This is a genomic window from Aureimonas endophytica (genome assembly GCF_014642635.1).
Classification (GTDB): Bacteria; Pseudomonadota; Alphaproteobacteria; order Rhizobiales; family Rhizobiaceae; genus Plantimonas; species Plantimonas endophytica.
Genome location: NZ_BMIQ01000003.1, coordinates 42904 through 63156, shown reverse-complemented (window position 1 = coordinate 63156; position 20253 = coordinate 42904). Strand labels below are relative to the sequence as shown.

Sequence of the window (20253 nt, the reverse complement as noted above, 5' to 3'; positions counted from 1 at the left end):
CCAGCTTCGAGAGATCGAACGAGCCCGAGCCGGTCAGCGACAGCACATCGTGCTCGCTGCCGCCCGTCAGGCGGTCTTCGACGTTCAAGGTCGAGGATGTTCCCCGCACCAGCAACGGCTGGCCCGCCGAGGCCTCGAGCACGTCCAACCCTACAGTCAGCGGGATCGACGAAGCGAGGAGCGAGTCTGGCATGGCTAATCTCAGGAACGCGAAAGCGTCGTGAGGTTGCATACCGCTGGGGAACAGTGGGAGTGAATTTGAGCCACAATCGTTTAAATGAACGGGAAATTTGATCACCAAGCTAATGACAATTGGGGCAAGTCGAGCTCCGCGGATTGATGCTGAGAGGGAAAGACAGGCGAGCCCGCTTCGACGGGCTTGAAGGGGGAGAGCGAGGCTTTCCCGGCCCGTCGACGGAGATCGACATGGCCCTTGACCCCGCACGCTTCCCTCTCGTGGACGCCGAGATCCTCGACGGCATCATGCAGCCGGACGTGCTGTTGAAGATCGGACCCGGTTCGAGCGCGGTTCTGTACATGCCGACGGTGAACGCCGACAGGACCTGGTCAGGCTTTTCGCTTGCTGAGGTGGATCAGCTCCTCCCGGCCGCTATCGAAGCCGGCGCGACGGTGATCGACGCGCGAAAATGCTCCGAGGACGACTATCGCTCCCTTGTCATCTGCGGTCCCATGGTTGCGGTAGGGCCTATGAAAACATGGCGTATCACCGGCGAACGCCATGCGCTTTCGTCTCTACCGATCGCGGACTATGCGCTGCTCTACGCCGCGATCGGCGCCATCGTTCACAATATGCCGGCCCCTACTGTCGAGCTGGAGGGGATGGCGAAATGAGCCTCAGTCCCGACGCCCCGCTTTTTGATCCCGAGACAGCCGCGCGCTTGACCGCGAGAACGCGACCGTCGGCCAGTACGAGCGCCTCGCTGGCGTCGGCCAGTACGAGCGCCTCGCTGGCGTCGGCCAGACATGGCAGGAAGCGCTATAGCGACGCTTTACTCGTTCGAACTTTATCTATTCTCCGCCTGCCTCGGAGGTCGCGATAACTATGGATGCGAAAACGTCTGACCGAGAAAGTATGATCCAAAGCTTACGCACCCGCGTGGATCGCTACAAATACAACGAAGTGGCTTGGGTGAACTGTCCGATCCGTGAGGCTCGTGCGGCGCTCGCCGAAATCGATCGTCTTCGCGGCGAGCAGCCACCTTTGCCGGCACGCGAAGAGGAGCCAGCATCGGCAGTTCAAGGCGATTTGCTTGAGCTCAAACCCTGAACTGGCAAGGCAGGGGAGTCCTATCAAGGTCGGCGGTCCGTAAGGCGTGGGCTTCTCTACGGGGGCTCACCACGAAATGGGCCAGCTTGGCCGCAAGGGGAGGGCATCGATACGTGAGCGAACGGGTACGATCATATCACGCGCGTCGCCCCCCGCCTCGCCGCTCGATCCAAGCCCAGGCGACGATCCGCTCGTAATCGCCGAGCCAGGACATCGCCGAGAGATCCAACGCGATGGTAGGCTCGATCCTGACGCCGAGCCACGGCGTCGGCGGTGGCCGCTCGGCGCTCGTCTCGGCATGATCGATGGTCTTGTGCAGCAATTCCCACAGCTTCGCGCTGTGCAGGGAGCGCTTGGCGATACCGAACGTCACGAGGGGCGCGCCGATCGGCGCGAAGACCGTGCAAAGCAGCGCCGAGCCGACGGCCGAGGCCTTGAGACGATAATGCGGGGGGGCATCGGTCAAGTTGCCGAGAAGGATGGAGGTCTCGCCGTCGCGCAGCGCTCGCGATAGCTCGACGGCAACGGAATCGACCGCGAGTTGGGTTGCCTCGCTCCGTGGCGATTGGCGGCGATGGCCGGTGTTGAGGGTGATGTGGACCAGGCTGTCCATCAGCTATCCGCCGGCGCCGGCAACGCGAGCGTCGCGCGCATGGAGAGCTCGAGGAGTCTTGCGCCTGCCTTGGCCGAGGTGCGGCTCAGATCGTGCACCACAACACGTCCCCCGACCTGCGCGGCCAAGGTGCGGAGAAAGCCGATCGCGTCCGCGTTGCCGTCGTCACCGCAATAGATCACGTCCATCGTTCCGGTCAGCGTCGTGGCGGCGGTCAGCGTCCTCTGCCGATCGTCCGGCTCGCCGTCGGTGATCAGGACCGTTTTCATCGGCCGGTGGCGCGCGGCCGCCTCGATCGCCAGATGCATCGCCGTTCCCCCGTGCGGCTCGGGCAACGCCTCCGTCGGCGCCAGAGCACGCGGCGCGCCGGAAAAGACGATACGGTGCGCTTCTGGCAAGTCCGGCAGGATGTGGGTGAGGGCGTCCGTCAGGATGTCGATGCGCCGGCGGCCGCCAGCTCGTTCGTTCTTCGACAGTGACACATCAGCCAGGATCACCAGCGCATTCGTTTCCCGGGCGAGGCGCTCAGCCTCGCGCGCCGTTGCGCCGGACGTCGCCGGGAGCGATTGGGCTGCCGCCTTGACGATCGCCGCCAACGGGTTGGTGAGAGCCTTGGTCATGAAGCCCCTCCAGCTCTGAGTTCGGCATAGTCGGATGGCACCGGCACCGGTTCGACCGGTGCGCTGATCGCTTCGGAAACGAGGAAATGCGGAACGCCGGCCAGGTCTGCGCCGCATATCGGCAAATGGCGGCGACGAGCCCGCGGTCTGGCTTCTCGTCGCCATTGCGATACCAGATCTCCAATGCACCACGCAGATATCTGCCGTCGCCGCTCGCGTGATAGCTGACTTTGCCGCCCCCGCAATATATGCTATGCTGATCGGCGGCTCGCATTCGCAACATCCCGTCGTCTCAACCAATCTGCGCACGCGATCGCGGATATCGTCGCGCATATGCATGACGTCACCGTCGACGATCTGAAGGACCCCTTGGAAGTGCGGTTCTCGATGATGGCGCCGTTCAGCGATGATCGGATGGGATTGAGGGTCAGTGCTGTTACCCTCAACCAATCGGAAGCCTCCGTGACCAAGTGGTCAATTGCCAGCAACGCTCGCCTTGCACGTTTCGACAAAGGGTCCGATGTCAAAATTCCAGATGACCTGAACAGGCGAGACGGAACCGCTCTGATCATCATCGATGCGAGCTACGAGTATCAATTCTCTGCCTTCGACGAACTCCTGTCGGAGGCCGCAGATCTTGGAGCGACGGCCTATAGCAAGCCACGAGCGCGTGTTTCTCTCGACTGCCCGTCATGTTGAAATGCTGCTCGTGACGCTCCCGACCATAAGTCCGCGGCCTGATTGCCGAGCGTTGTGATGGACCATCGAGCGGTCTAATTTTTCCCAACGCCTTGATGCAGACCGGAAGGACGAACCGTGCTGGTTTCCATAACAGACGCGAAAGGGCAGCTCACCGATCTGGTGCGCCGGGCTGAGGCTGGCGACGAGATCGTGCTGACGCGGCATGGCCGGGCCGCCGTCCGACTGGTGCCGGTGCAGCGCAAACCGGGAGCGGCCGAGCGGCGCGCTCTGATGGAAGAGTTGCGCCGGACCGGATCTGCCAAAGCGACAGCCGGTGCCGGCGCTGCCCGCAGCCAGGAAGAGCTCTATGGTCAGGACGGTCTACCGCGATGATCGTGGTCGACACGTCGGCGCTGATGGCGATCCTGTTCGACGAGCCGGAAGCCGGCGCCTGCATGGACGTGCTGGAGTCTGCCGAGGCGCTGATGATCTCGGCGGGGACGATGGCCGAGGCGCTGATCGTCACCGATCGCCGCGGCCTCGGAGTGGAATTGCGCCGCCTTCTCGACGGCCTTGGGTTCGAGATCGAAAGCATCACGCCGGCGGCGGCGCGGCATGTGGCCGACGCCTATGCGCGATAGGGCAAGGGCCTTCATCCGGCCGGGCTGAACTTCGGCGATTGTTTCGCCTATGCCCTGGCGCACGAGCGCGGCGCCGCTCTCCTTTACGTAGGAGAGGATTTTCGCCAGACAGACGTGCGTCCAGCTCGATAGCGCCGGTCAGGGGAATTCGGTACGTCGTTCGACCGATCACACCCAAGGCTCGATCCTTCATCCGGAGGGTAAGATCGCCCGATAGCGCTCCGCGATCGAGGCCCAGTCCTGGCTTCGGGCAAAGGCCTGCGCCGCCGCTCGCATCCCTTCGAAGGAATCGGCGGAGACGAGGACCGCTTCGACTTGCCTCGCCAGCTCCTCCGTGTTCTCGCCCAGCACGCAGAGATCGCGGAAGTGATCATCCGCGGCCGCTCGCGGTGGCGTCGTCACGACGAGCGTTCCATTCGCTATGGCGGCGAGCGCCGTCCCGCGCCTGGACGAAATTCCATCCTCGTAGGGCAGGAAAGCCAGTTTCGACGCGGACAGGATCTCCGCGACCGTGATCGGATCGGCGTCGAGGTGGAGCGTGGCACCGAGCGCTTCCGCCCGGGCCCGCATCGTCGTCACATAGGGCGCAGCTCCATCAGCCACGCTGCCGACGATGGCCGCCGTTAGACGATGCCCGCGGATCTCCTGCAGCACATCGAGCACGGCTTCAAGGCGCCCGTTGTCCCGGATGATGCCGAAATAGGTCGCCTCAAGGAGCCGAACGAGAGCTTCTACACCTCCTCAAACCACCGTCTGCGGGACAGCCACGTCGGCCGCAGCGGCCATTGGGTGGACATCGAGGTGTTCGGCAAGGCGAACGACGAGGAGCTGGCGACGATCGAGCGCCTGGCGCAGCTGGCCGATACTCGGCCGGTGCGGGTTCGCATGTCGACGCACTGGGGCGGGCCGTCGGGACGCCGGACATTCGAAGGCACCATATCGATGAGGGCTGCGGCGCGCCCGGCGCCATATCCATGAAATCCATGTTATATGGATTTCATGGATCGGAGGCTCGTCTCATGCGCTCATTCAGCACCGCGGATCTCAACAAGCAGGTCGGGGAAGTCACGGAAGCGGCCATCAGGGAGCCCGTGTTCATCACCCGGCGCAACAAGCCGAAGTTCGTTCTCATGAGCATCGACCATTTCCACAAGCTCAATGGCAACCGCGATCCGCGGCGCGCCGGAACGCTCGAAACCATGCCCGACGATCTCTTCGACGAGTTCGAGGCGGCGGTCGAAGCCTACGGAGGAGAGGGCGGCGAGGACCGGTCATGACGTTCGAGGAGCTCAAGACTGCCAGCGTCATCCTCTATCCATACCTCTGGGCGCGCGAGGCCGACCGAGGCGAAACGGAAGGGCGCAAGATGCGGCCCGTCGCCGTCGGGGTGCGAATGGCGCGGCCCACCGGCGATGCGCTGTTCATCTTCCCGATCACGACCAAGCCGCCCGAGAAAGGCCGCTTCGCCAAGGAAATCCCGGCGATGGAAAAGCGCCGGGCTGGCTTGGACACGGATTTGCAGCTCTGGATCGTCCTCGACGAGTACAACGTCGATATCGTCGGCCGCTCCTTCTATCTCGAGCCGGAGCCGCCGCTCGGACACTTCAGCAAGGCCTTCTTCCTGCCGCTGATGCGCGAGTTCGTGGCGCGGCGTCATGCGCTCCAGCGCGTGTATCGATCGGGCTGAGCCGATCACTCGATCCATTTCGGACGAGTTCTAGGCAAGCTGTTTGTGGGGGCATCCACTTCTCCAACCCCCGGTAACAGCTTGAGTTTCTCGCGCTCGGAAGCCGCGCGGCGAGACCCCAAAACGAGCCTTGGAACGGCTTGAGAAATGCGTGTGGTTGACGAAACCACGAGCGAAGGCGACGTTGCTGATTCGCCGATCTACGAAGGTAGAATCTCGCAGCATCGTGGATGCTCTGACGAGGCGCCGCTCCCAGATCCAATCGGAGATGCTGTGGCCTTCCTCGCTGAGCAGTTCCTGCAGTCGCCGCAACGAGACATTGCAAACGGCTGCGACCAGGCCTGGATCAAGCGATAGATCGCCCAAGCTAGCGCTATAGTTGCGTTTTTTCTTCCGGTCTAAATCCACAGGGTGTCATGACAGTGGATGGAGATCAGGGCGATGGTGGCATCGATCGAGGAGACACCGGAGTTTTGAGCGTCGTCGCTGCGGGACCTGAAGGGGCAGATGCGGCCTTTGTTCACCCACGATCGCGTCGTGGCCTCGGCGGGGCAGTTTCTGGACGGCTTGCTGGGCGAGGAACGGCGCAAGACCGCGTGGAGGCGGGCGGAGGCGGCGGGGGACCCTTGGGCCTTGGCGACAACAGGCCACCCTGGGACGGGGTCGCTGGGGTGCCGGTGCCTTGCGCGACATCGTACGGGATTACGTCGTTAAGCATCTGGGTAACGATGATGCGGCGCTCGTACTGGATGAGACCGGGTTCCTGAAGCACGTGAGCGCGTCCTGCTGTGTCGGTCGCCAGTACAGCGGCTCGGCGGGAAAGATCACCAATTGCCAGATCGGGGTCTTTGCGGCCTATGCCTCGCGGCGCGGCCATGCCTTCATCGACCGTGCGCTGTATCTGCCGAAGGCCTGGACGGGCGATCGTGAGCGGCTGACGGCGGCGCATATGCCGGAGGAGTTCGGTTTTGCCACCAAGCCGGCGCTGGCGATGAAGGGCGAACTCAACATCAACGAGCAACCGGGGCGCGCCGCGCTCGTCCTGCCGGCCTCGTCGACAATGGACGAGGATGGCGCCATCCTTCCGCGCGTACAGCTCGTCCGACCGATGCAGATCGAGGTCATGCTCGAGCGCGAGTTCGAGAAAACACATTGGAAACCGGCGCGCGACCTTCCCTTCGAGGCCGCGTGGCAAGCCGAGGTCGATCAGGTGCCGGAGTTCAAGGTGTCGACCATCACCGTCATCTCCGGCCTGCTGCTCCCGATCTGGGACAAGCTGCCCTCCCTCCTACAATGCGTGCGTCTACCGGCTCCAGACCGAGGACGGCGAGCGGATCATCGGTCGCCTTATCGCACCCGCCGATCTCCCAAGGCTGTTCGCCAAGCTCGGCATCACCTGCAAGGTCCGTCTTACCGCTCCGGAAATCGCCGATGCCGTCACGGATCGCGGCATGACCGTCGATCTCGTCGAAAGACTCCGCATTCGCCGCTCCCGGATTATGGGCGCGTTTCGAATTGAGGTGGTAGGGTTCCACCCGTCGCACGTGCAACTCCTGAAGCAGCTCGGATGCGTGACGGAGATCATCCCGTGGCAGACGCGGGTATTCGTCCCGCTGGCGAAGAGCGTTCAAACCCTGGAACGCCTGATCCAGAGCTATCCGCAGGCGGAGAGCGAGAGCCAGACGCTGGCTGCGTGACCGAACCATCGGTCGAGAGAGGGCCGGAGGCCGCCGCGCCTCCGCCTTCCTACGCTGTCGGACGTGTCAGGGGATTTCAGAACATGGACACCGCAAGCGATAACGCGCGCGAGCTCGGCGCGCATGCCGAGAGCTTCTGCCGGGCCTACCTGCCCGCCGGGCGACCGGCTGGAAATTTCTGGCAGGTCGGAGATGTGACCGGCGCCCGCGGCGGCAGCCTAGCCGTGCGTCTCCACGATCAGGGCAATCGACCGGCGGGCAAGTGGCAGGACTATGCCACCGGCCAGCGCGGCGATCTCCTCGATCTCATTCCGCACGTCACCGGCGCACGCTCCTTTGCCGAGGTCATGCGCGAAGCTTCCTTCGCAAGCCCGACCTGATCCGCGTGACGCCGGCGGCGGCGCCGATGGGCAAGGGCAAGCGAGACATGTCGAACCAGGAGAAGGCGGCCTGACTGTTCTACGCCGCCAAGCCGATCGCCGGCACCGTCGCGGAGCGCTATCTTCGCAATCGCGACATCGAACGGTTCGGCTCCGCTCTTGCCTTCCATCCCGCCGCCTATCTTCGGGACCACGAGACGAACGAACTGCGGGAACTGCCGGCCTTGCTGGCTCGCATCACCGACAATGCCGGGCAGATCACCGGTGTGGCGCGCTGCTGGCTCGATACCGATCGCGGAGCCGTGGCGGACATCAAGGAGGCCAAGCGCGTCCTCGGCACCCTCTATGGTAACGCCGTCAGGTTCGGCCGCATCGGTCGTGTTCTTGGTTGCGGCGAAGGCATCGAGGCGATGCTGTCCGTTGGGGCCGCTCTGTCGAACGTAGGGGAAGGAGGCGCTGCGAAAGCGGTTGCGAGCAGATCTCGGCGACATGCTCGAGGAATTCGCATGATGCTCGCGACTTCCGTCTCGTTCAGATCATGGGACGGCCGAGGAGACGCCATCGCGAAAACGGCCTTCAATGCTTCGGGCGGGACCCGCCATGTCGACACCTTGAGGTCAATAGCACCTGGTGCTACATAACGAACATGCTCGAAGCTCAGGAAACCGCGCGTATGTTCAAAACCCGCTAGTTCGCCAAGGCGGCAAAGAAGGCGCTCATCGCGGATAACGAACTTTGTGAGGCGATAGCAGAGGTCATGAAGGGGCAGACGGACGACTTAGGTGGAGTCGTTTTCAAGAAACGTCTCAACAAGAACAGGAGCCGCAGCATCATTCTGGCGCAGGGTGGAATATTAGGTCTATGCATGCCTGTTCGCGAAAAAGGACAGGTGGGACATAGGCGCCGATGAATTAGACGCCTTTGTAAACTGGCTGGCCTCTATGCAGCCAATTCCGATGAAGACATCGGTATGGAACTCGCGGCCAACGAATTAATGAAAGTATGCCATGGGCAAAAGCCATAAATACAAGAGCGATGCCTTCGAGGCGATCCATAGCAGCGCCGCAGGCATGCTTCGGGCAGGAACCATCGACAAAGCGACAATGCGCCGGTTTGACGAGTCGTACCTGACCGTCCCGCCTCAGATCGAGCCCGCGCAGATCAAGCAACTCCGCGAGGCGAACAACGTAAGCCAACCTGTATTTGCCCGCTACCTCAACACGAGCGAAAGCACCGTCGAAAAGTGGGAGACAGGCGCCAAGAAGCCAAGTGGCCTAGCGCTCAAGCTGCTCTCCCTAGTCCAAAAGCATGGCCTTCAGCACCTCGTTTGAGCGTCATGGGCCGAGGAGCGCTGGGCATTGAATCACGAAAATGGGCTTGGGAGACCTTGGATAGCGGACTCAATAGCGCGCGGCAGCAGTCGCTCCCAATCGGATGCGAAGTAAATATAGTCGTGAAAACCCCGCTTGATCGCGTTGACGGCAACCTCTTCGTCGCCAACGGCGGTGAGCATGATGATCGGGCATGAAAAACCCGCCTGTCGATATCTGCCGGCAACGCCAAAGCCATTGCCCCACGGCAGGGAAAGCTCAGTTATCAATACGTCCGGGGATGGCTGCGACAGGCTGGCAACGTAGTCGCCTCTTCTCGTAACACTGCGAAAGTCGACAGGTAGACTGGTGGTCTGAACAGCCAATTTAATCAGCAAGACCGTATGTGGATCTTCATCGGTAACCAAGACCGTTGACTGCATGGGCGTATGCTATTCTTTGATCGTCCTGCCGCAGAATTTGACCGTGAGCAGGGTGTCCGGCGTTCCAACCAACGGCAGGAAGCATTCGTCGAATTCAGGATCGTAGAACGGTCTACCACAGGTAAGCAGTCCGATGCGGACATAGTATCTGATCAAGGCCGGCAGCGACCCCATGTCACGCGTCTCCTCTGCATGGTCAGTATCACCGAGAGGAAGCTCTAAAAATCGGCTCATGCTGGTCGTCGGTATCGCTGCACGACCTCGGCTCCGCGATGATATCCTTGGACGCGAAGCCATGGCTGAGTAACGTCCGATAATAGGATATCGCTTCTTCTATGCGACTTGCGCCCGTCAGCGAGCTGCCCGCGTAGTATCGGATGTCGTGTTCCGACATTATCCGATGCACCGACTTATAGAGCAGGCGGATAACATCGCTGCCTCTGTGATCTACATGGATCGCCAGACGGCCGACTTCAGCGATGCGGGCGCCCTCCGGCACTTCTCGAAAATGCAGCGATTGTTCCATCGGGAGATTGAAGCGTGTGCCTTCACGAGCCGACTGCCTGGCGTCCGGCAGGACGATCCGCATCGTCCCGACCGGTTTGCCGCCTGCATAGGCCACGAGGTTCCGGGTGCGATCGAGCAGATCGAATGGGGTGATTTCACGTGCTGCGTGGTTGAAAATGCCAGCCTTCGGCCCCCCGTCAATGAAGGCCGAGTAGCGCAGGGCTGTAGCGCAGGGCTGCGGCATCATCGAGTTGCCGGACGGTCTCCGCTTCCACGACGGTAATCATCGCACAACTCTTCGATGCCGCAGCACGTTTATCGGATCAATGGAAGTCGAGCTCACGCATGATGCCGACGTGAATAGAATGAACGGCCACAACCGTATCGCGAATGATGTCGAGATCATCGGGAAATGCGTTCCGAAGCATGTTCTCAATGTCCGCGACATGGCTGATATCCGCGATCGCATGGAGATTGAGGAACGACAGGCTCGCGGCGATATTGGGAATGGATGACGGCCGCTTCGGCGATCACAAAAGCATTGGGGACGGTGTTTCACAATTGCGTTCCGACCTCGGACCCGGATACCGTGTCTACTATAGCCAGCGAGGCAACGTAGTCGTCATTCTGGTTTGTGGAGGTGACAAGAGCATCCAACAGAGCTATTTCCGCAAGACCAAGGAATTGGCCGCCGACTTGGAGGATTAGGTATGGTCGAAATTAGTGAACTCGAGAAATACGATGCTGCCGACTTCCTTAAAACGCCTGAGGATCGCGCAGGCTATGTCTCGGCGGCTATAAAGGACGGTGATCCCGTCATCATCCGAAAGGCACTCCAAGCCGTCGCGCGTTCCCTCGGAATGAAGGCCGTCGCCGAAGAGGCCAAAGTCTCTCGTGAAAGCCTCTACCGATCTCTCGAAGAGAGCGGGAATCCGAGTTCGCAACGGTTCTCAAGGTCATGAAAGCTATGGGCATCGGCCTTGCGGCAATCCCGATCCCGACGGGGAATGCTCCTTCGGAAGCTGTGTGACGACCGCCAGGCCGAATTCGATTGCGAGCAATCGGGCGTGCCTTTTTGGATCGCGCTCTACTCGCTTCGCTCCCCGAGCCCCGTGCGGGTCTCGGCCCTTCGGGTGACGATCGCTCACGCGGGCGAATGCCTCGGCACGGGACGGCCCGAAGGCAGGGCGATGCGGGGCTTCGGGCGGCGCCGGGCCGGGGCCGGGGGCCTCGGGAAGGGCGCGCGCAGGCGCGCGACGTCGGCAGGGACGACGAGCTGTCGCTGGCCAGCATTCTGGCTGTTTCGGATCGTCCCAAGCGCACGTGCACGTGCCGTTCAAGGGGCAAGCGCGGGCGAGCCCGCGTCGGATCGGCCTTCGGCCTCATCCGAGGAAAACGGCTTTCAGCGCTTTGCGCCGAACCTTCCGCTTTTCCCGGCCGCCAACCCCTTGAGCGTCCCGGCCGCGGCCTCTCGGGGGGCTGCCCCCCCCTCCCTTCGCTCCGGTGAATGTCAGGAGACTTTCACCGGAGCGAAGGGCGGCGGAACCTGGTTCTCGATCCACGATGACATGCTGGTCGCGGCGCGCATCCCCGGCGCCGGCATGGACGGGCTCTATGCGGTCCTCGATCGCTTCCACGAGCAGACCAGCATTCGCATCACCGGGCATCGCCTGACGGCGGCCTCATCCAGACAAAACTCGCCGCAGGCGGCCCTGCGCAGGCTCCGATTTCACGCCCTCCTAACGAAGCTATCCATGACCGCGAATAAACGTCTTCCGCCGTTCATTAAAGGCGAGGTCGAAAAGCGGAAACTGAAAGCCAAGCGTCTCAACGAGCGCCTGAAACTTTCCGCCTCGTCCAATCAGGCCTTGGCGCTTGCCATCCTTAGTGTCGGAGGACTTCAGTATATGTTCGATCCAGCCGCTGCTAAACCTGACGGGCAGCACATCATGCTCGCCGTAGCCGCAGGCTTTGTCCTCGAAATCGTTGCGATCTATATTGTTGGAAAGATGAAGGCGGAGAATTGATATGCAGAGCGTCGACCCGCTTGTCATTATCAGCCTGTTCGGTTTGGTCGTTGCGATGGTCGGCCTCATCGCCGCCGAAATCGCAGCCCGTCGCTTCGATCGCAGATACGGTCGCAAGGGCGATTGACGCTGTCCGCCGTCAGATGATGGCCGACATGAAGACCCGCCGCGAGACCGCGCCTTCCTCCGCCGGCTCGCGGTTCCCTTGGCGCCAGCGAGCGCGACTGACCGGCTCGACCGGTCAACCGCGCTGAAGGGAGAAAGCTTCGCCTCTCCCATCCCCTCCCCAATGGCCTGCCCCCGTTAAGTGGCCCGGTGCAAATCTAATGCATGGTTGGCTTGTCGGCGACGTCTGAGGTGGCCGGCGGAGCGGGTTTGGGTGGCGCAGCCGGCCATGGCACTGCGGCTGGAGCGGGTGGACGATAGCCCAAGCTCGAGTGTGGACGCTTGGTGTTGTAGTGGTGCCGCCAGCACTCGATGACGATCCGAGCCTCGGCGAGGCTGTAGAAGATCTCGCCGTTCACAAGCTCGTCGCGGAGCTTCGAGTTGAAGCTCTCGCAGTAGCCGTTCTCCCAAGGCGAGCCCGGTTCGATGAACGCAGTCCTGGCTCCGACCGCTGCGATCCACTCGCGCACCGCCTTGGCGATGAACTCCGGGCCATTGTCGGAGCGGATGTGCCCCGGCACGCCGCGCAGGATGAACAGGTCCGACAGAACATCGATGACGTCCGTGGACCGCAGCTTCCTGTCGATCCGGATGGCCAAGCCCTCGCGGGTGAACTCGTCGATGACGTTCAGCATGCGGAACTTGCGGCCGTTGTGAGTGCGGTCCTCCACGAAGTCATAGGACCACACGTGGTTGGGACGCTCTGGTCGAAGCCGAACGCACGAGCCGTCGTTCAGCCAGAGCCGCCCGCGCTTGGGCTGCCTGGCCGGCACCTTCAGACCTTCCTGGCGCCAGATGCGCTCGACGCGCTTCACGTTGACGAGCCAGCCAGCGTCGCGAAGCAAGGCCGTGATCCGGCGATACCCGTAGCGCCCATACTGCGCCGCCAGCTCGATGATGTCGGCCGTCAACGCCGCATCGTCAACTCGCCCCTTCGGCACCTTGCGCTGCGTCGATCGGTGCTGCCCCAGAACCCGGCACGCCAACCGCTCCGACACATCGAACTTCTTCACGACGTGGTCGATGCATTGGCGACGGCGGGAGGGGCTCACCAGTTTCCCGATGCAGCTTCCTTGAGGATCAGCTTCTCCAGCGTCAGGTCGGAGACCGCCTTGCGAAGGCGCTCGTTCTCCTTCTCGAGGTCCTTCAGACGCTTCACCTGATCCGACTTCAGCCCGCCGAACTCCTTGCGCCAGCGATAATACGTGAACGCCGTCACCCCGATCGCACGGATCGCTTCGGCAACGGGTCGACCTTGCGACAGCAGAACGTCGACCTGCCGGAACTTCGCGACGATCTCTTCAGGCTTGTGCTTCTTCTGCGGCATTCTCGACATCCTCCATCGGCTCAAAAGCCTACTTCAGGGAGGGCCACTTTTCAGGGGGCAGACCACCAGCCGAAATGGCGACGATCGCGGCCGACCGATAGGCGCGCCGATCGGTGGCGGGGAGGACGCCGGTGTAAGTCGCGAAACGGAACGCCCGCGTCGCGGCCGACGGCAGTTCGGGCCGAGGATCGATTGTTATGAGCTCGGATGTCAGATCGCGAGTTGTCGCCGCATCTCCTCCAGACGCTCCATCGCGATGACGCCGTCCTGGATGGTGGGAGCCGGTGTTGGATCGCCGCGCAGAGCCGGCACGACGTCCGCCAGAAGCGCGTGATAGCCCTTGTAGTCCTCGTTGGCGGCCGCCGTGAAGTTCGGCTTCCAGGTGAGGGAGTCCTCGGCATCCGACAGCGTCGCCGCCGGGTCGGCGACCTTGAAGGGCGGGTTGCGGTGCCAGCGCACCTCGACCACGTCCTCGATCTCGAGGCGCTGGTGATCGCCCATGATCTCGAGGCGCTCGACGGGCGTCCCGCGCGACTGGACGGTGCCCATGACGATCGTTCCGATCGCACCGCAATCGAAGTCGAAGCCGACATGGAAGAGGATGCGGCCTGGCGTCTTCTCGACCTTGCGGGCGGAGATCCGCGTCACCGGAGAGACGAGATGCGAGACGAGATCCATGTAGTGCACGCAGTGATGCAGCAGGAAACCGGTATAATCGACATTGCCGGCGAAGTAGCCGGGCGCCGTCATGTAGTATCCGGTGAGGCCGAGAATGTCGCCGAAGCGGCCGGATTTCAGGACGTTATGGGCGATCTTGTTGCCGACCGAATAGCGTTTCATGAAGCCGAGGAGGAGCGGCTTGCCGGAGCGGCGCGAGGCCTCGGCGAGCTCTCGGGCCCCCGCCGCCGAGCCGGAGGGAGGTTTCTCCATGAAGACGGGCAGGCCCTTTTCCAGTGCTGCCTTGCCGAAGGCGAGGTGCTGGTCCGGACCCACCGCCATTCCGACCGCGTCGAGGCCGCGCGATGCGATGAGTTCGTGCGCGTCCGATGTCAGACGCGCGACACCGAATTGGCGGCCCGCCTGCGCCAGCCGATCGGCATCGATGTCGCAGAGGGCGACGATCTCGACATCGTGGCGCAGCAATTGCGGCAGCAGCATCTGCGTCGCATGGACGCCGCAGCCGATCCAGCCGATCCGAAGAGTCATCGTCTGAACTCCGTCAATGCGATGTGGGACTTGATGAACCGGGCGCTGGCCGCGAGGCGTTCGCTTTCGTCCTCATGGGGCGGACGCCATTGCGCGAAGGGAACGCCGAAGCGATCGTCGTCGCGGCGGAAGGGTTCCAGCGAGACCGGGCCGCGATAATCGACGGCGCGGAGCGCCCGAAACGCCGAGACCCAGTCGACCGAGCCGGTTCCGGGAAAGCCGCGATGGTTCTCGTTGGCCTGGAAATGGGCGATGCGCGCGCCGCCGAGGAGGATGGCCTCCGCGATCGACGCCTCCTCCATCGCCATATGGAACGTGTCGAGCATCAGCCGGACGCTCGGATGGTCCACGGCGTCCAGAAGCTCGATCGCCTGTCGCGTGGTGCAGAGAACGTCGCTTTCGAAGCGGTTCAGCGGCTCGACGGCAAGGGTGACACCCGTTCCTTGCGCATGGGCGCCGGCGAGTTTCAGGCCCTCGACGCAGCGCGCCTTGCGGGCGAGCCGCTCGTCTTCGGCCACCGGGGCCGGCGGCCGGCCAGCGAAAACCAGGGGATTGCCGGTGAGCGGACCGCCGACGATCGTCGCTCCGAGTGCGACAGCGCAGTCGACGGCGTAGCGCAGATAATCGACTCCGCCCTGCCAGGCGACGGGTTCGGCCGAGGAGAGGTTTCGTTGCAGGTTGACGCGCGCGGCGAGGACGACGCCGAGGCCGGCATCTTCGAGCGCCCTGGCCGTCTCGTGTGGATCGAGTTCGCCGGGCTCGGGAACCAGAAGCTCGACGAAGTCGTAGCCGAGCGCCTTCATCTTGCGGAAGAGCGGAAAATGCTCGGCCGTGAAGGGCCTGGCATATTGCATCGAGATCAACCCGACCGGGTTCATGGAAACACGTTCCTTGGCGCTGTGACGAGGGATCGGGACGGTCCGGGCTGGTCAGCCCTTCACCGCCCCTTGCGTGAGGCCGCCGACGAGCCGGCGTTGGACGAAAAGAAACAGAACGGTGACGGGGAGGGCGCCGACGACGCCACCGGCCGCGAGCAGCCCCCATTCGATCTGGAACTCGCCGATCAGGGTCTGGATGGCGACGGTGACGGTGCGAACGTTCCGGCCGCCGAGCGTCAGGGCGTAGAGATACTCGTTCCAGGCGGTGATGAAGATGTAGATGCCGGTGGAGATGATGCCCGGCAGAGCGAGCGGCAGGACCACGCGGCGCATGGCGCCGAGCCGCGAGCAGCCGTCGATCATCGCCGCTTCGTCGAGGCTCTTCGGGATCGCGCCGACATAGCTCGTCAGCATCCAGACCGCGAAAGGGATCGCCGTCGTGGCATTGGCGATGATGAGGCCGAGATGCGTGTCCAGGATGCCGAGCCGGCGCATCATGACGAAGAGCGGCAGGATCAGGAGAACGATCGGGAACATGTTGACGAGGAGGAACTGCAACATGAACACCCGTCGGCCCGGAAAGCGGAACCGGGAGAAGGCATAGGCCGCCGTCACCGACACGAGGAGGCCGAGGACCACCGTCCCGAGCGCGACGATGAAACTGTGGCCCATATTGTCGAGGAACGACGTCTGGCGCAGCAGGCGCGTGTAGTTGTCCGTGCTCCAGCCGGAGGGCCCGAGCGAAACGCCTTGAGCCACGATCTCGGCCGAGGGGGTGAGCGAGGTCAGGATCATCCAGGCGAAGGGGCCGATCGCCAGGAGGACGACGAGCGCGACCGGCAGATGCGTGGTGAGAAGACGCTTCAGGACGCTCTGCCGCCTCATCGTTCGACCTCCCGCATCGTGCGCGCGATGTAGATCGCGACGACGCTTCCAAGGATCAGAGTGAAGGTCACGGCGATCGCCGAGCCGTAGCCGAAATCGAGATTCTGCCGCGCTTTGACGAAGGCGTAGAGCGGCAGGGTCGTCGTCGCATATCCCGGACCGCCACCGGTCATGACGAAGATCACGTCCATCGAATTGGCCACCCAGATGACGCGGAGGAGCCCGGCGGTGGCGAGCACCGGCGCGATCCCCGGCAGGGTGATGTGGCGGAACTGGCGCCAGGCGCTGGCACCGTCGATCGAGGCCGCTTCGTACTGGCTCTTCGGGATGCCCTGAAGGGCGGCGAGGATCATGACCGCGAAGAAGGGGAAGCCCTGCCAGGTCAGGGTTGCGATGATCGCGTAGATCGCGATGCCGGGATCGGCGAGCCAGGGGACCGCCGTCGTGATGACCGAGAGATAGAGAAGGAGGTCGTTGAGGACGCCGATGTTCGGATCGTAGATCCAGCGCCACATCAGCGCGATCACGACGCTCGGCAAGGCCCAGGGGATGATGACGAGCGCGCGGGCGAGGCCGCGCCACGCGAATTCGCGGTTGAGGAGAATCGCCGTGAGGAGGCCGAGCCCCATCTGCAGGGGAACCGTGAGGCCGATCCAGAGGGCGGTATGTCCGAGCGCCTCCCAGAAGACGGGATCGGCGAAGAGTTTGACGTAATTGGCGAAGCCGACGAAGCGGCTGGCGTTGGGACGGAAGAGGATCAGCTCGTAGAAGCTCGTGACCACCGCTTCCGCCATCGGCAGGAAGACGACGATGGCGACGACGAGGACGGCCGGCGCCAGAAGCGTGTAGGGCACGAGCCAGGCACGCGAATGGCGCCGCTTCGGCATGCCTTCCAGCGCTGCGAGATCTTCGAGAGTGGACATGAGGAAACCGCGCCTTCGGGTTCGCCGAGGGAATGGGCGCCGGATTCCCGACGCCCGGAGGTCTGTCTGAGACGCTTACTGCGCAAAGAGGCCCTGCAGCTTCTGCATCATCTCGGCCGGCGTGATCTGGCCGGTCATGGCCTGTTGCATCGAGGCCTGCCACTCGGTGTTGACGAAATCGGCCGTGGCCGAGGATTGCGGCAGCACCGCCGCGAAGGGCAGGGATGCCAGCGTCGCATCGACGAAGCGCTTCTCATGGCCGGTCCAGCCGGCCGATCCCGTCTTCGTCACCGGGAGCTGGTTCGTGGCCTTTACGAACTCCACGTTGTTCCCGGGCTCCGCCAGGAAGGAAACCCATTTCCAGGCGGCATCCTTCACCTGGGAATTCGCGAAGATCGCCAGCGACTCGTCGCCATAGGAGGTCCAGGCCTTGCCGTCGCATTTCGGCACCGGCACGGCCGAGACCTTGTCCCCCAGCGCCGCCACGAGGTCCTTCGACGAGCCGATATGGTGGATCGTCATCGCCGTCTTGCCGGACTTGAAGGCGCCGATGATCTCCTGGAACCCGTCATTGGGCGAGGAGGGCGGGATCGACTTGTCCTTGGTGAACATGTCGACCAGCCATTCGTTGGCCGCGATCGCCTGGCTGTTGTCGAGACCGCCCGGCTTCAGCTCGGCACCGCGCGAGAAGACGAAGGTTCCCCACTGGTCCCAGCCGCCCTTGCCGCCGCGAAAGCCGAAGCCGTAGGTGTCGGGGGCCTTGGTGAGGATTTTGGCGTCGGCGCGGAACTCCTCGCAGGTCTTGGGCGGCTCCAGGCCGGCGGCCTTGAAGAGATCGGTGCGGTAATAGAGGTAGAGAACGACGTACTGGATCGGCAGATAGTAGTTGTCGCCGTCCGGGCCGGCATTCAGCTTCAGCAGATCGGGCAGAAGCTCGGCCTTGCCGGGCCAGGCATCGATCCGCTCCTTCAGCGGTTCCAGCGCACCCATCTCGAGGAGGCGCGGCTGCGCGAAGAGCTTCACCATCGCCGCATCCGGCGCGTTGCCGCCGACGAGCGCCGTGTAGAGATTGTCGTAATAGCTGTTCCACGGCACGTTCTCGGCCTCGATCTCGATGCCGGGATTGGCCGCCTCGAACTTCTGGACCAGCGCCGACATCGGATTTTCCGGATTGTCGAAATGGTACCAGAAGCGGACGGTCTCGGCCTGCGACGCGGAGGCGCCGAGCGCGGTGAAGAGACCGAGCGCGGCGGCAAGCATCTTCGAACGTGTCATGGTGTTCCCTCCCAATCCTATCGTTTAGAGACGGCTCTTCACGAAGCCGGCGGCCTGCCGCAGCGCCTCCCGCGCTTGCGGCAACTCGTTGCTCATCTGCAGGAACCCGTGCACGACGCCCGGCACGACGCTCGTGCGTTCCGTTCGGCCGATCTCGGCCAGCCGCGCCTCGAAGTTCAGCGTGTCGCTGAGGAGCGGGTCGATGCCGGCCGCCATCAGGTGAAGCGGCGGCAGGGCCGCGAGAGCGGCGTCGTCCGCCAGAAGCGGAGCGACGAGAGGGTTGCGCCGGGCCGGCGCGTCCGCGACGTAGAAGTCCCAGTAGCGCCGCATCTTCGCACGCGTCAGGCCGGGGCCGTCGGCGAATGTGCGGTAGGACGGAGTGTCGAAATCGGCATCGTAGACCCCGTAGAAAAGCAGAGCCGCGTCCGCCCGGAGACCGCCTTGCTGGTGCAGCATCGCTGAAACGCAGAGCCCCGCGCCGGCACTGTCGCCGGCCAGGATCAGAGGGCCTTCGCGCAGGCCGAGGTCTGCGGCGACCTCGAAGGCTGCGCGCCAGGACGCCACGACATCGAGAAGGCCGGCGGGGAAAGGGTGCTCGGGCGCGAGGCGGTAGTCCGGCAGGATGACGGGCAAGCCCGTCTCGACCGCCAGAACCCGCGCGCAGCGCTCGTGCGTTTCCGGGCTGCAAAAGGCGAAGCCGCCGCCATGGACGAAGAGAATAGCACCCTCGCGCGCATTCGGCGGCACGAGAACGAGAAGCCGGACGTCGCTCGATCCGAGAGCCTCGTCCGCCGGAACGCAGGCCGATCCGACGCGCTCCATTCCCGGCATGGACACGTTCCAGCGCCGATTGCCGATCGCCGCCGCGCGGCGTCCCTCTTCGGGCGGCAACATCGTCGGATCGGGTTGCGGACCCTCCTCGGCGAGGACGCGGGCGGAGAGTTCCGCCATTTCGGGCGCGAGTTCGATGGAGAAATCGGAGAGCGGCGCCAAGACGTTCACTGGAGTTGATCCGGGAATACGTTCGGGCCGAAATCGACGATCGTCGCGATATGATGGAAGAGGGCGGTGGAGGCGGCGCCGAGGTCGCGCGCCTCGATGGCGGCGACGATGGGCAGGTGACGTTGGGCCGTCTGCATCAGATCGCGCGATTCCATGGAGCGCGAGATCTTGAAGCGGTGATTGTGGATCAGGCAGCGGCGCAGGATCGGGTCGAGCGCGGGAAGGCCGGCATCGGCGAAGATGCGCCCGTGGAACTCGCGGTCGATCGAGGCCAGCTCGAGTTCGTCTCCTCGCTCGGCCGCCGCCGTCATGTCGTGGAGAAGGGCTTTCAGGTCGGCGACCAGCGTTCGGCTCGGATGGCTGAGGACGTGGACGATACCCCGGCACTCGATGGACTGGCGGATGCGGAAGAGTTCGACGGCCTCGTCGACCGTGCAATCGGAGACCTGGGTTCCGCGATAGCCCTGGCGCAGGACGAGGCCTTCGTCCTGGAGCTGGAGAAGCGCCTCGCGGACCGTCCCCTGGCTGCATCCGAAACGGGTGGCGAGTTCGAGTTCGACCAGCGGCTGTCCGGGAGAAAGTTCGCCGAGCATGATCTCGCGCTTCAGGGCAACGAAGGCAGCGGCGGACTTGCCCGAGGGCATGCGATCGCTTCCGCCCCGCCGATGCTCGTCCCGAGCCGATAGCCCATTCATCTC

Annotated in this window: 32 protein-coding genes and 3 pseudogenes; 19 read left to right on the top strand and 16 right to left on the bottom strand. The window is 63.6% G+C overall.

What is annotated here, in order from left to right; translation table 11 throughout:
- Window positions 1-193: hypothetical protein (locus tag IEY14_RS10505; RefSeq protein WP_188908230.1), on the bottom strand; the 193-nt coding region annotated here is incomplete at its 3' end.
- A gap of 233 nt (window positions 194-426) precedes the next feature.
- On the opposite strand from IEY14_RS10505, the gene IEY14_RS10500 reads away from it, so the two are divergent.
- On the top strand, window positions 427-852 hold the full coding sequence (locus tag IEY14_RS10500; RefSeq protein WP_188908228.1) for a hypothetical protein: 426 nt from the start codon (window positions 427-429) through the stop codon (window positions 850-852).
- Between the two features lie 211 nt (window positions 853-1063).
- On the top strand, window positions 1064-1288 hold the full coding sequence (locus IEY14_RS10495; protein ID WP_210318350.1) for a hypothetical protein: 225 nt from the start codon (window positions 1064-1066) through the stop codon (window positions 1286-1288).
- A 136-nt stretch (window positions 1289-1424) separates the two neighbouring features.
- On the opposite strand, the gene IEY14_RS10490 is transcribed toward IEY14_RS10495, so the two are convergent.
- A complete protein-coding gene (locus tag IEY14_RS10490) occupies window positions 1425-1901 on the bottom strand; it encodes a hypothetical protein (protein WP_188908224.1) in 477 nt (158 codons plus the stop codon).
- Window positions 1901-2521 carry a vWA domain-containing protein gene (locus tag IEY14_RS10485; protein ID WP_188908222.1) on the bottom strand — a complete coding sequence of 207 codons (621 nt, stop codon included), beginning with the start codon at window positions 2519-2521 and terminating at the stop codon, window positions 1901-1903. The genes IEY14_RS10490 and IEY14_RS10485 overlap by 1 nt, the downstream gene beginning before the upstream one ends.
- A gap of 333 nt (window positions 2522-2854) precedes the next feature.
- On the opposite strand from IEY14_RS10485, the gene IEY14_RS10480 reads away from it, so the two are divergent.
- The 3 genes and pseudogenes from IEY14_RS10480 (at window position 2855) to IEY14_RS10470 (ending at window position 3975) form a co-directional block, all read left to right on the top strand.
- Entirely contained in the window at window positions 2855-3220 is a 366-nt protein-coding gene (locus tag IEY14_RS10480) for a hypothetical protein (protein WP_188908220.1), read from the top strand.
- A gap of 117 nt (window positions 3221-3337) precedes the next feature.
- Window positions 3338-3595 (top strand): type II toxin-antitoxin system Phd/YefM family antitoxin, encoded by a 258-nt coding sequence (locus IEY14_RS10475; RefSeq protein ID WP_188908218.1) that lies wholly within the window; start codon window positions 3338-3340, stop codon window positions 3593-3595.
- A pseudogene (locus tag IEY14_RS10470) lies at window positions 3592-3975 on the top strand (type II toxin-antitoxin system VapC family toxin). The gene IEY14_RS10475 and the pseudogene IEY14_RS10470 overlap by 4 nt, the downstream one beginning before the upstream one ends.
- 57 nt (window positions 3976-4032) lie before the next feature.
- Here IEY14_RS10470 and IEY14_RS10465 read toward each other — a convergent pair.
- Window positions 4033-4497, bottom strand: a complete 465-nt coding sequence (locus tag IEY14_RS10465) for a glycosyltransferase family protein (RefSeq protein WP_188908216.1) — start codon at window positions 4495-4497, stop codon at window positions 4033-4035.
- On the opposite strand from IEY14_RS10465, the gene IEY14_RS25870 reads away from it, so the two are divergent.
- From IEY14_RS25870 to IEY14_RS10450, 3 genes are read left to right on the top strand one after another with little or no spacing between them, the layout of a single operon-like run.
- On the top strand, window positions 4474-4821 hold the full coding sequence (locus IEY14_RS25870) for a hypothetical protein (protein ID WP_244639435.1): 348 nt from the start codon (window positions 4474-4476) through the stop codon (window positions 4819-4821). The two genes, IEY14_RS10465 and IEY14_RS25870, sit on opposite strands and share 24 nt — an antisense overlap.
- A complete protein-coding gene (locus IEY14_RS10455) occupies window positions 4818-5120 on the top strand; it encodes a type II toxin-antitoxin system Phd/YefM family antitoxin (protein WP_373288957.1) in 303 nt (100 codons plus the stop codon). Before IEY14_RS25870 ends, IEY14_RS10455 begins: the two co-directional genes overlap by 4 nt.
- The gene (locus IEY14_RS10450) at window positions 5117-5530 is read left to right on the top strand and encodes a hypothetical protein (RefSeq protein ID WP_188908214.1); all 414 of its coding nucleotides are present in this window, start codon (window positions 5117-5119) and stop codon (window positions 5528-5530) included. Before IEY14_RS10455 ends, IEY14_RS10450 begins: the two co-directional genes overlap by 4 nt.
- A 30-nt stretch (window positions 5531-5560) precedes the next feature.
- On the opposite strand, the gene IEY14_RS26285 is transcribed toward IEY14_RS10450, so the two are convergent.
- Window positions 5561-5938, bottom strand: coding sequence for a helix-turn-helix domain-containing protein (locus IEY14_RS26285; RefSeq protein WP_373288956.1), 378 nt, complete (start codon window positions 5936-5938; stop codon window positions 5561-5563).
- Window positions 5939-6016: 78 nt separating this feature from the next.
- Between IEY14_RS26285 and IEY14_RS10440 the strand changes: the two are divergent.
- The 6 genes and pseudogenes from IEY14_RS10440 to IEY14_RS10415 form a co-directional block, all read left to right on the top strand.
- Window positions 6017-6524: pseudogene (locus tag IEY14_RS10440) on the top strand (IS701 family transposase); the annotation flags it as partial.
- 577 nt (window positions 6525-7101) lie between these two features.
- Window positions 7102-7227, top strand: coding sequence for a hypothetical protein (locus IEY14_RS26135; protein ID WP_280515036.1), 126 nt, complete (start codon window positions 7102-7104; stop codon window positions 7225-7227).
- 83 nt (window positions 7228-7310) lie between these two features.
- Entirely contained in the window at window positions 7311-7607 is a 297-nt protein-coding gene (locus tag IEY14_RS10430) for a hypothetical protein (protein ID WP_188908208.1), read from the top strand.
- Window positions 7608-7681: 74 nt separating this feature from the next.
- Window positions 7682-8248, top strand: a complete 567-nt coding sequence (locus tag IEY14_RS10425) for a DUF7146 domain-containing protein (RefSeq protein WP_444542172.1) — start codon at window positions 7682-7684, stop codon at window positions 8246-8248.
- 62 nt (window positions 8249-8310) lie between these two features.
- Window positions 8311-8517, top strand: a pseudogene (locus IEY14_RS26280) (type II toxin-antitoxin system RelE/ParE family toxin); the annotation flags it as partial.
- A 97-nt stretch (window positions 8518-8614) separates the two neighbouring features.
- Window positions 8615-8938 (top strand): helix-turn-helix domain-containing protein, encoded by a 324-nt coding sequence (locus IEY14_RS10415; RefSeq protein WP_188908204.1) that lies wholly within the window; start codon window positions 8615-8617, stop codon window positions 8936-8938.
- A gap of 32 nt (window positions 8939-8970) precedes the next feature.
- Here IEY14_RS10415 and IEY14_RS10410 read toward each other — a convergent pair whose 3' ends face one another.
- From IEY14_RS10410 to IEY14_RS10400, 3 genes are read right to left on the bottom strand one after another with little or no spacing between them, the layout of a single operon-like run.
- Window positions 8971-9360, bottom strand: coding sequence for a response regulator (locus tag IEY14_RS10410; protein WP_188908203.1), 390 nt, complete (start codon window positions 9358-9360; stop codon window positions 8971-8973).
- Between the two features lie 9 nt (window positions 9361-9369).
- A complete protein-coding gene (locus IEY14_RS10405; protein ID WP_188908201.1) occupies window positions 9370-9534 on the bottom strand; it encodes a hypothetical protein in 165 nt (54 codons plus the stop codon).
- 28 nt (window positions 9535-9562) lie between these two features.
- Complete coding sequence (locus IEY14_RS10400) at window positions 9563-10114, bottom strand: N-acyl amino acid synthase FeeM domain-containing protein (RefSeq protein WP_188908199.1); 552 nt, start codon at window positions 10112-10114, stop codon at window positions 9563-9565.
- A gap of 79 nt (window positions 10115-10193) precedes the next feature.
- Here IEY14_RS10400 and IEY14_RS10395 point away from each other — a divergent pair, with 79 nt between their 5' ends.
- The 5 genes from IEY14_RS10395 to IEY14_RS26130 all read left to right on the top strand — a co-directional run bounded on the left by IEY14_RS10395 (window position 10194) and on the right by IEY14_RS26130 (window position 12021).
- Window positions 10194-10382, top strand: a complete 189-nt coding sequence (locus IEY14_RS10395; RefSeq protein WP_188909283.1) for a hypothetical protein — start codon at window positions 10194-10196, stop codon at window positions 10380-10382.
- Window positions 10294-10575, top strand: a complete 282-nt coding sequence (locus IEY14_RS10390) for a type II toxin-antitoxin system RelE/ParE family toxin (RefSeq protein WP_188908197.1) — start codon at window positions 10294-10296, stop codon at window positions 10573-10575. Before IEY14_RS10395 ends, IEY14_RS10390 begins: the two co-directional genes overlap by 89 nt.
- Window positions 10576-10577: 2 nt before the next feature.
- Window positions 10578-10829, top strand: a complete 252-nt coding sequence (locus IEY14_RS10385) for an addiction module antidote protein (RefSeq protein ID WP_244639433.1) — start codon at window positions 10578-10580, stop codon at window positions 10827-10829.
- 606 nt (window positions 10830-11435) lie between these two features.
- Window positions 11436-11894 (top strand): hypothetical protein, encoded by a 459-nt coding sequence (locus tag IEY14_RS10380; RefSeq protein WP_188908195.1) that lies wholly within the window; start codon window positions 11436-11438, stop codon window positions 11892-11894.
- 1 nt (window position 11895) lies between these two features.
- Window positions 11896-12021, top strand: coding sequence for a hypothetical protein (locus IEY14_RS26130; protein ID WP_280515035.1), 126 nt, complete (start codon window positions 11896-11898; stop codon window positions 12019-12021).
- Between the two features lie 196 nt (window positions 12022-12217).
- Here the strand turns inward: IEY14_RS26130 and IEY14_RS10375 are convergent.
- The 8 genes from IEY14_RS10375 to IEY14_RS10340 all read right to left on the bottom strand — a co-directional run bounded on the left by IEY14_RS10375 (window position 12218) and on the right by IEY14_RS10340 (window position 20148).
- A protein-coding gene (locus IEY14_RS10375) for an IS3 family transposase (protein WP_188908193.1) occupies window positions 12218-13386 on the bottom strand; the annotation gives its coding sequence in 2 pieces (ribosomal slippage) (window positions 12218-13122 and window positions 13122-13386; 1170 coding nt in all).
- Between the two features lie 210 nt (window positions 13387-13596).
- The gene (locus tag IEY14_RS10370) at window positions 13597-14592 is read right to left on the bottom strand and encodes a Gfo/Idh/MocA family protein (RefSeq protein WP_188908191.1); all 996 of its coding nucleotides are present in this window, start codon (window positions 14590-14592) and stop codon (window positions 13597-13599) included.
- Complete coding sequence (locus tag IEY14_RS10365; RefSeq protein WP_188908189.1) at window positions 14589-15470, bottom strand: sugar phosphate isomerase/epimerase family protein; 882 nt, start codon at window positions 15468-15470, stop codon at window positions 14589-14591. The genes IEY14_RS10370 and IEY14_RS10365 overlap by 4 nt, the downstream gene beginning before the upstream one ends.
- 51 nt (window positions 15471-15521) lie before the next feature.
- Complete coding sequence (locus IEY14_RS10360) at window positions 15522-16355, bottom strand: carbohydrate ABC transporter permease (protein WP_188908187.1); 834 nt, start codon at window positions 16353-16355, stop codon at window positions 15522-15524.
- Window positions 16352-17242 (bottom strand): carbohydrate ABC transporter permease, encoded by an 891-nt coding sequence (locus IEY14_RS10355; RefSeq protein ID WP_308422032.1) that lies wholly within the window; start codon window positions 17240-17242, stop codon window positions 16352-16354. The genes IEY14_RS10360 and IEY14_RS10355 overlap by 4 nt, the downstream gene beginning before the upstream one ends.
- A 111-nt stretch (window positions 17243-17353) precedes the next feature.
- Window positions 17354-18553 carry an ABC transporter substrate-binding protein gene (locus tag IEY14_RS10350; RefSeq protein ID WP_210318346.1) on the bottom strand — a complete coding sequence of 400 codons (1200 nt, stop codon included), beginning with the start codon at window positions 18551-18553 and terminating at the stop codon, window positions 17354-17356.
- A 24-nt stretch (window positions 18554-18577) separates the two neighbouring features.
- The gene (locus tag IEY14_RS10345; RefSeq protein ID WP_244639432.1) at window positions 18578-19555 is read right to left on the bottom strand and encodes an alpha/beta hydrolase; all 978 of its coding nucleotides are present in this window, start codon (window positions 19553-19555) and stop codon (window positions 18578-18580) included.
- A complete protein-coding gene (locus IEY14_RS10340) occupies window positions 19552-20148 on the bottom strand; it encodes a GntR family transcriptional regulator (RefSeq protein ID WP_244639431.1) in 597 nt (198 codons plus the stop codon). Before IEY14_RS10340 ends, IEY14_RS10345 begins: the two co-directional genes overlap by 4 nt.
- Between the last annotated feature and the right edge of the window lie 105 nt (window positions 20149-20253).

Excerpts from the sequence above, each read along its gene's own strand:
- IEY14_RS10500 (WP_188908228.1), top strand. The coding sequence starts at position 427 with ATGGCCCTTGACCCCGCACGCTTCCCTCTCGTGGACGCCGAGATCCTC.
- IEY14_RS10495 (WP_210318350.1), top strand. The coding sequence starts at position 1,064 with ATGGATGCGAAAACGTCTGACCGAGAAAGTATGATCCAAAGCTTACGC.
- IEY14_RS10490 (WP_188908224.1), bottom strand. The coding sequence starts at position 1,901 with ATGGACAGCCTGGTCCACATCACCCTCAACACCGGCCATCGCCGCCAA.
- IEY14_RS10485 (WP_188908222.1), bottom strand. The coding sequence starts at position 2,521 with ATGACCAAGGCTCTCACCAACCCGTTGGCGGCGATCGTCAAGGCGGCA.
- IEY14_RS10480 (WP_188908220.1), top strand. The coding sequence starts at position 2,855 with ATGCATGACGTCACCGTCGACGATCTGAAGGACCCCTTGGAAGTGCGG.
- IEY14_RS25870 (WP_244639435.1), top strand. The coding sequence starts at position 4,474 with ATGCCCGCGGATCTCCTGCAGCACATCGAGCACGGCTTCAAGGCGCCC.
- IEY14_RS10455 (WP_373288957.1), top strand. The coding sequence starts at position 4,818 with ATGAAATCCATGTTATATGGATTTCATGGATCGGAGGCTCGTCTCATG.
- IEY14_RS10450 (WP_188908214.1), top strand. The coding sequence starts at position 5,117 with ATGACGTTCGAGGAGCTCAAGACTGCCAGCGTCATCCTCTATCCATAC.
- IEY14_RS10430 (WP_188908208.1), top strand. The coding sequence starts at position 7,311 with ATGGACACCGCAAGCGATAACGCGCGCGAGCTCGGCGCGCATGCCGAG.
- IEY14_RS10415 (WP_188908204.1), top strand. The coding sequence starts at position 8,615 with ATGGGCAAAAGCCATAAATACAAGAGCGATGCCTTCGAGGCGATCCAT.
- IEY14_RS10410 (WP_188908203.1), bottom strand. The coding sequence starts at position 9,360 with ATGCAGTCAACGGTCTTGGTTACCGATGAAGATCCACATACGGTCTTG.
- IEY14_RS10405 (WP_188908201.1), bottom strand. The coding sequence starts at position 9,534 with ATGGGGTCGCTGCCGGCCTTGATCAGATACTATGTCCGCATCGGACTG.
- IEY14_RS10400 (WP_188908199.1), bottom strand. The coding sequence starts at position 10,114 with ATGATGCCGCAGCCCTGCGCTACAGCCCTGCGCTACTCGGCCTTCATT.
- IEY14_RS10395 (WP_188909283.1), top strand. The coding sequence starts at position 10,194 with ATGGAAGTCGAGCTCACGCATGATGCCGACGTGAATAGAATGAACGGC.
- IEY14_RS10390 (WP_188908197.1), top strand. The coding sequence starts at position 10,294 with ATGTTCTCAATGTCCGCGACATGGCTGATATCCGCGATCGCATGGAGA.
- IEY14_RS10385 (WP_244639433.1), top strand. The coding sequence starts at position 10,578 with ATGGTCGAAATTAGTGAACTCGAGAAATACGATGCTGCCGACTTCCTT.
- IEY14_RS10380 (WP_188908195.1), top strand. The coding sequence starts at position 11,436 with ATGCTGGTCGCGGCGCGCATCCCCGGCGCCGGCATGGACGGGCTCTAT.
- IEY14_RS26130 (WP_280515035.1), top strand. The coding sequence starts at position 11,896 with ATGCAGAGCGTCGACCCGCTTGTCATTATCAGCCTGTTCGGTTTGGTC.
- IEY14_RS10370 (WP_188908191.1), bottom strand. The coding sequence starts at position 14,592 with ATGACTCTTCGGATCGGCTGGATCGGCTGCGGCGTCCATGCGACGCAG.
- IEY14_RS10365 (WP_188908189.1), bottom strand. The coding sequence starts at position 15,470 with ATGAACCCGGTCGGGTTGATCTCGATGCAATATGCCAGGCCCTTCACG.
- IEY14_RS10360 (WP_188908187.1), bottom strand. The coding sequence starts at position 16,355 with ATGAGGCGGCAGAGCGTCCTGAAGCGTCTTCTCACCACGCATCTGCCG.
- IEY14_RS10355 (WP_308422032.1), bottom strand. The coding sequence starts at position 17,242 with ATGCCGAAGCGGCGCCATTCGCGTGCCTGGCTCGTGCCCTACACGCTT.
- IEY14_RS10350 (WP_210318346.1), bottom strand. The coding sequence starts at position 18,553 with ATGACACGTTCGAAGATGCTTGCCGCCGCGCTCGGTCTCTTCACCGCG.
- IEY14_RS10340 (WP_244639431.1), bottom strand. The coding sequence starts at position 20,148 with ATGCTCGGCGAACTTTCTCCCGGACAGCCGCTGGTCGAACTCGAACTC.